4 protein-coding genes are annotated in these 7,956 nt (G+C 55.0%); all 4 read left to right on the forward strand.

The genetic code is table 11. The features are described 5' to 3' along the window. Positions 1 to 479 precede the first annotated feature (479 nt). Positions 480 to 2,768: a hypothetical protein gene (locus tag ACUNV4_RS16210; protein WP_430879631.1), complete on the forward strand. Its 2,289-nt coding sequence runs from the start codon at positions 480 to 482 to the stop codon at positions 2,766 to 2,768. Positions 2,769 to 2,880: 112 nt separating this feature from the next. Then, a complete protein-coding gene (locus tag ACUNV4_RS16215) occupies positions 2,881 to 6,303 on the forward strand; it encodes a D-Ala-D-Ala carboxypeptidase family metallohydrolase (RefSeq protein ID WP_430879632.1) in 3,423 nt (1,140 codons plus the stop codon). A 481-nt stretch (positions 6,304 to 6,784) separates the two neighbouring features. Beyond that, positions 6,785 to 7,123, forward strand: coding sequence for a hypothetical protein (locus ACUNV4_RS16220; protein WP_430879633.1), 339 nt, complete (start codon positions 6,785 to 6,787; stop codon positions 7,121 to 7,123). Next, a complete protein-coding gene (locus tag ACUNV4_RS16225) occupies positions 7,123 to 7,908 on the forward strand; it encodes a hypothetical protein (protein ID WP_430879634.1) in 786 nt (261 codons plus the stop codon). Before ACUNV4_RS16220 ends, ACUNV4_RS16225 begins: the two co-directional genes overlap by 1 nt. Positions 7,909 to 7,956 lie beyond the last annotated feature (48 nt).

A 7,956-nucleotide genomic window follows, 5' to 3' on the forward strand; every position in this document is an offset into this window, starting at 1 on the left:
AAGTTGCAGATTCAAGTGAGTGGCATCGTCAGTTGATTCTCGGCAGAGAATTCGACTGTACAAGCTGATCATCGACTTTTCGAATTCGATACCTTTGACTTCAATGAGACATAAGTCCACGGTCAGAAATCGGCTTCGGCCGGGCGACGCTCCACTCGCGGTTCACATCACTATGTCATCGCGACACGCGCCGTTGCTCTGAACCTCCAGTATTGCTCGAATCTCACCCTCCTGGGTGATACCCATGTCGATGGTTGGATGCCAGCATTCAGTCAGGTCTTCTGATTCGTACTCGTCACACAACCAGCGGCGTCCCATGAACCTGCAACGTTGAACAACGCATCAGAGAAACCAGGAAAAAACGTATAGCCGACCCGTTTAGCCTTTTGGACGATAGAGCGAGAACCGGCCCTCTGTTATGGTCGGCGACTAGGCAAAAGCAGGCACCCATTTAATCCACGACATAGTTGGTCATTCTCATGTCAAACGATTTCCATGAAACCAGCGCCTCCGTACTCAAGGATTGGGTTGATCTCAGAGATCATTTCTACGAGCCAACACTGTCGACACTTTGCTCATCGCTATCACCCCACAAAGACCTGTTCGAGCCGGCTGACGAAACAGCGATAACGGGAGACCGGGGATATCAACCGAAATTCGGTGTCCGTGACCAGACGATTACCGGAAATGGCCGCTGCGCAGGCTACGCGCTCGCCGCATTGATCGACCTGCAAACCAGACTGCAGAATCCGTCCAGAATGGATCGATGCGATTGCGTGAGTTCAGACATGCTGTACTGGATGGGAGCCTACAATGAACTGGCTATCGATAACACGGAGACTCTTAGCGTTTCAGGCAGAACGAATTCGGTTTCCGGAACCGGCCAACAGGAAGGCCTCCGTTCCCTGCGATCAGTAATCAAGGGCTTCTACCATTATGGCGTGTGCCCCGACTTCAACGAGAAAATGTGTATCGGTTCCAGCGAGGAAATGAGTTCCGTACCCTTGGGAAGCTGGCAGAGCGTCTGTCACAGAAAACCCAGAGCAGACACGCCTGAAGACAAGGAACAACGTTTCCCGACCTACGATCAGTCAGTCAAGGCCAAGGAAATCTGCCTGGGAGCCTACTTTCGTTTGCGGCCTGTTCTCAATCATTTTCATGCTGCGCTCAATGAAGTCGGAGCCATACTTGTAACTGTTCAGATTCACGGCGGTTGGAACGCTCCGTTGAAAATCAGCGCGAAAGGCAGGATCGACAGTACGTCTCACGATTCAAGAGGCCTGCACGCTGTTGTCATCATCGGTTACAACAACGAGGGATTTCTGGTTCTCAACTCCTGGGGCACACAGTGGGGCGGCTACGAAATCGAGGGAAAGAGCGTTGCGGGTGTGGCATTGTGGAGCTACGAAGACTGGTCCAGAAACATCGTCGATGCCTGGGTGCTCAGACTTGGCGTATCGGCACCCAAGGCCTTCAGTTCCTCCATCGGTGAGCAGGGGTGGAACAGGATTCTGATGGGACAGTCTCTGTCGGTACCCTGCCACGAGTTGCTGGGTCATTACATGCATCTGGATGATGGGTTTCATGTCTCTCGTGGCCCCTACCCCAGTCTGCCCGAGAACTGGTGTCAAACCCGGCGACACCTCGAGGAAAAACTCGGTAAAAGCTACGACGGTGTTCTACTCTGGATTCCGGGCAGTCTCGAGAGTATCGAAGAAGCCTTCGAATCGGCGACCCGTATCAAGGACATGGCAAAATCCAGACGCTTGTTCCCGTATGTCGTCTTCTGGTGCAGCACCTTCGTTGACAAGTCCATGGAGCTGATTACCACCATCTTCGACAGTTGTGCCGATCAGGCAGGTGCAGACTCGGTGGAGATGAACGCGTTGATAGAGGAACGCTTGCAGGGTGTGGGCAGGGCCATCTGGCGTGATATAGAGTGGTCAGCCGCACGATCCGTTTCCGGGATAAAAAGCTCACCGCATCATGACGCCGATACCAACGGATCCAGGGGACATGTCGCGAGTCTCGTCACGACCTTGCTCGAAATGAAGCGCCAAACCAACACCGAACTCCACATGGTGGCTGAGGGAGCTGGTGCTTTGGTTGTTCAGGAGCTTCTCCGTTATCAGAAAGAAAGTGAATCCGAAGTTTCATTGCCTTTGGCATGTCATCTCGACACCTTGTCACTGTCCATGCCGGCAATCGGCCTTCCCCGGGCCGAGAAATTCCTGCTACCACTGGTCAAGACGATGAACGCCAATCAGCCCGAGGCCAAGGCATGCAATGTCCCTGTCCATGATGCGCTCACTCGCCAACAGCTGCTTGATGATTCGCATGACAGGAATACAACGGCACCAGCACGCATCTATGTTCCTTCACACGAGTTGGAAAGCCGATTGTTTTTCGGCGCCTATTCAGGATCCATTCTGCAACTCGTATCCAGAGCGTTCGAAGACCGCTGGCTGTGCGAGGAATCCGCCGCTGAACTTCAGGTAAACCCGGAGGACCCGGGCAATCCGCCGAGAACCTTTCTGGGCATGTCAGGTGCGCTGGCTGAGTTGAAAGAGTCTGAGGCTTCTGATGACTGGTCTACTGCGGTGCCTGATCACACATTGCCCCACCTGGAACGCGGTTGGTCGGAAATCGACGCCTTGAGCGATCCCGTGTTCTCAAGAGGAAGAGTGCCGCAGTTCGCACTGTTTCGCGACCCCTCCATCATTGCCGAAATCTTTCGTTCGATCGATCAACACCGCAAGGCCAGGTAGCAAACCTGGACGCAATAGCAGACAACCGTCAGCACCCGACAAATGCAAACCACACAGGATCCACAGCATTTGCCATGAACTGAACCGGCAGCACATAACTGAGGAAGGAATCATGTCACGTATATCGCTAGAAGAATTGCAGATGCAAGTTGCCAGCGGAAACATCACGGAAGATGATTTGCGCAAATACTTCGAACTCGACCCAGAAAAGTCAGGACCATTTGCACCTCGATTCAGGATAAATCCCCGGACAGTCAAGGTCCCACCGGAGGGCGGATACTCCGCTCGTTCCGCTCAGTTGCTCAATCTGGCGAACTGGCTTGCAAGAGCAGACAGACGCCATCGTTACGAGGAGCGGATTCGCGGTGGCTATACCGGCCCCAGAATCGTTTCCGAAGGCGATAGCTGGTTTCAATTTCCCGTATTGCTCAAGGACACCATCGACCATGTCAGCGATCACCACGCGGTCTATTCCCTTGGGGCAGCTGGCGACCTGCTGGAACGCATGGCCCACCAGCAGGAATACCTCAAGGCTCTTGATGATACGGGTGCGTCCATTCTGATGCTATCCGGTGGCGGCAACGATCTGGTCGCTGGCGGCGCACTGGCAAGCCATCTGGAAAGCTACCATAGAGACCTGTCACCGGCAGACTATCTACTGCCCTCCTTCGATGAACTTCTTGGTAACGCCTTCGGCTACTACGAAAGAATACTGCGCCAGGTGCGCGGATCATTCCCACATGTACACGTGCTTTATCACGGCTATGATTACTCCATTCCGGATAACGGTCGATGGCTTGGCAAGCCCATGCAGGAACGCGGCATTCGTTCCCGTGAACTGCAGGCAGCCATCACTCGAGAAATGGTGGATCGCCTGAACCGCGGACTTCGCCGATTGTCCCGCAGCATACCGAAGGTCACGTACATCGATTGTCGCGGTACCGTCAGACACGATCAATGGTATGACGAACTGCATCCGACGAATGAAGGATACGGAGCAGTTGCCGCATTGTTTCTGCGCGAGATTCGTCGCATTGACAACCAGGCACCGTCGATCCCCACACGTGTGGCCATCTCCGGCCCCTTCGGTGATGCAGAACAGTTGCGTCGCTCGATGCATCAGGACGCCAACGAGCAGGCAGCTGCGCGTGATGATCACGATCCTGATGGTCCGGCCGGACGCGCCATTTCACTGCATGTCGGTCTCAACCGGATTGACCCCTTTCACTACGCCGGTTGGGATGGGAAACTCAAGAGCTGCGAACACGATGCACGCGACATGGCAGCAATAGCTGCTTCCCAGGGTTTCCGCACGAAGCTGCTGCTGACAGCACACGCTACCCGTGATGCGGTCGTCTCAGCCATCAAGGACGCTGCCAACGAACTGCAACACGGTGACATGTTCATGTTCACCGTTTCCGGGCATGGCGGCATCATGCCGGACTTCAACATGGACGAACACGATCCAGAGGACAGGCGCTTCGATGAATCCCTGTGCCTGTATGATTTTCAGATCATCGATGATGAACTTTATCATCTCTGGACACGTTTCCGTCCCGGAGTACGTGTACTGATGGTCGCCGACACCTGCCATTCCGGTGACATGGTCAGATACGTACCACCTCGACCGCATTTCCCTGGTTTCGATCTCCCAGTCTATTCCGACGCGACAAGTGCGCGCCGCATGCCCAGAGATGTGGCTGAACGTGTCTGGCTGAGAAACCTGGATGATTACAAGGCCTATGCCAGCCAGTTCGAGCGAGTGGATGAGAGGATTGTCAACAACCCGATGACAGCGGCCGTCAACGCGTCCGTATTGCATCTGGGCGCTTGCCACGAGGAACAGCTTGCAGGGGATGGCGCTCGGAATGGTCGCTTCACGGCAGCCCTGAAGACGGTTTGGAACAACGGTACCTTCACGGGAAACTACGGCGAGTTCATTGATGAGATCAATCGTGCGATGAACTGGCAGACACAGACAGCCCAGTTGAACACCTCGCTGGTGCGTGATCAGGGATATCTTGCGCAAGTTCCCTTCAGCCAGTGGGAAAGGCCATCACGACACTCCCTGCAGGGATTCCCGCCGGGTAGCAGCCCTTTCAACCAATGGCTGGAAAATATCACCGAGGTTCCGTTTCAGGATGCCGGCATGTCCGATGAAGGCAATGAGTCGGATGTGATTTCCCAGGAAGACATTGAACGCTTCTTTGCACAGACTGACACCGCAACAGGCGCGCGAGGCACAGCCAGGCTGTCATCGAGGTCCGGCCATTCGGCCAGAGAACAGTGGGAAGATTATCCGGCATTCGTTTCATTCATCGCCACTCTCGGGCTCGAGTATTTCAGTGCCGACGAATTTCTGTTGCACGGTACGGCGACCCCTGGCGATGGTGGTACCCCAGTCGAGAATGACTTTCCACCTCGCACACTTTGGCCGAATATCGTCAATACTGCCAAAGTGCTCGACAACTACAGGAAGAGATCAGGACGCCCCATTCTGATAACCAGTGCCTATCGCTCGGATCGATACAACCGTGCGGTGGGTGGCAAGCCCGGTAGTCAGCACAAGCGATTCAGTGCACTGGATTTTGTGGTTCGTGATGTACCGGCGCATGAAGTGGCAGCGGAAATCAGACGCATGAGAGACTTCGAAGGATCCTTTCATGGTGGTGTCGGTCGCTACAACACTTTCACCCACCTTGATACGCGAGGTGAGAACTGTACCTGGCCGGTTGAATTCAGAGATACAACGCCAATGATATCCTCAGACCAGAACCGCCGAACAGCCGTCAGAGGCATGCGACTGGCCAAAGCGAGCGATTCTTCGTCCAGAAGCCGTGATGCCATGACACCACCGGTCCCGGGGGATCTTGACGCCGCGATCAACGCTTCCTCCCTGATCAGCTTTACCGACAACATGCCGGTTTCCCACAAATCGGACATTCTCTCCTCAACGCTGTTCGCCCAGCTTGCTGCCGATGCCGCAGCGGATCCGATATCCGAACGTCAACGCTGGTTTGATACCTATATCGATACGCTGTCCCTCCTTGGCTGGTTACGTTCTTCATCACCGGTGCTGATCACGAAATCCGTATCGGGCAGCGCTACCATCAACGGTGCGATACTGGATACCATCGCGGCGGTAGCTACCGGCAACCAGATGCAGATACTGAAAGAGGCCATCAAGTCATTGAAGGCCCTGACCAGCAGTGATCAGACAATTGCCCTGTTCGACAGGAACACGACGTACCGTAACGGATCGAACTTCCAGATCGGTGCAGCCGACAGCTCAACGGGGGTGCTCTCTCTGGCGCTCGGTGCATACAACTTCGTGCACAACGATCAGAAGAAGAACATCCTTTTCATTCATTGGGGCAAAGAAACGCTCGAGTTATGGGTCACCTCACAAACAATGACCATGGAGCTGACGCGATATGATGAAGTCCGTGAGATTGTCAATTCACGCATACGAGAGGTTCAGCGTGAGGCGCTCGTGGCCATACCTCTGAAGGGAAAAGCGTCAACCGCAACCTGATTAGCGTGGATCATTCGAGGTCTGGTGGACAGGTAGAAATTTCACCGCTACCAGACATGGCAAGCATCACAGCCTGATCAGGGATCGGGCTGTGGTTCGAATGGCCGCTTGTCAAGCTCGGAAACACACACCCTGTCTCTGAGCGCCATTGCTCCAAATCGGTGCAAAGGTGCCATACCTGCATCAGATTCCGACTGAGCAGCTGCCTCCTGCGATGACACCTGCTCATGACAGCTTCGGGATCATGCCGCAGCACCTGAACCTGCGGGTCACAACATTGTTGCTGAAAAAGAAGCAATGAACCCCATTCCGAGTGATAGCTTCATCTTCAGAACGCAGCCACTTCCAGCCTTCATTACCGGAGCAATCCTATGCCTGTAAGCAAGTCTGACACCTCATTGCACAGCACTGGCTCATCTGCAAAACCTGATCTTGCCTCCCCGTCATGTCGTCAGGCAGACATACTGGTCATTTGAACAGAATGCCATCACCCGCAGATCGAAACGTCTTCTCGATCATTGATGGACAAGCGGCTGTCTTCAACGAAAATCACGAAGCCGGCAATCCCGAAACATCTGATTACCGTGAACAATTACGGCGTGCCTGCACACTGATCAAGGCCGCTGGTTTTCACTCAGAACCCGATGTCTTTCTTCAGGACTTCCAGCGAACGGATCTGGTAGAACATGGCCCCGAGCTTGACGGCGCGCCAATACATCCTGCCGCGCAGATTGCCATGGAATACTGGCCATCCGTCGCGGTCGGTTCTGTCGATACGCTGACATTCACCTTGGCTCGGCACAACGAGAACGCAACCTGATGGACAGGCGCACGCCGGAACTGCTCGATGCAGGAGGACTTTGGCGACGACGCTGGTTGCGAACACCCGAATGCGAAGACAGCACGAGCCACGTCCTGTGGATGCAGGGCGAACAGATGCATGTGGACTTGCGATTACCTGCCGCCGCAAAGGCGTTCAGACACGCGCCATCGCTGTCGGCACTCGACGCTGGTCAACTGCGATTGCTGGCCAGAGCCGAAGGGTTTGCAGGCAGAACCACCCTGGTTGATGGGGTATGTACCTGGAGGCGTCACATCAACTTCCAGGGCCCGTTGAAAGGCATTGATACCGGCAAGATCCTGCAAACTCCCGAGGGTCTGCGCGAGATCGGTATTCATGCCCCTTGCGAGGCACTCTGGGAGTCTGTCGATACGACACTCCCTCAGGCTCGCCAGATGTCCAATTCGCAGGGGCAGACTCTTGTCATCCTGTGGACGGCAACGCGCTTCGCCATGGGGCGCGGCTGGCATGAAAGGACCATTCATACTCGGTCATTGCTCGAGCATGTCAACTACGCGCTCAGCTGCGGCAACCATTCGGTACTGGCACGAGCGTTTGACCAGGAGTTCTGCTTCGGCCGCATGGAGGACGAACAAGGCGTCATCGAGCACTCAACGCAACCGATGCGTTGCGGAAAGAAAGCGTTTGATGCCGCACCTCTGTTCACCCGGGCGGCACGCATCAGGGTGCAGATCTCCGACTTCCACGGCCAGGTACGTGAAGAGGAATTCCGTGTGGAAAGGCGCAGCGTCGCCATGGCCTGACGGGAGAGCGCACCGCCGACCGGACCAGCAATATGTATGGCCGCCTGC

The sequence above is a fragment of the Granulosicoccus sp. 3-233 genome (assembly GCF_052681095.1).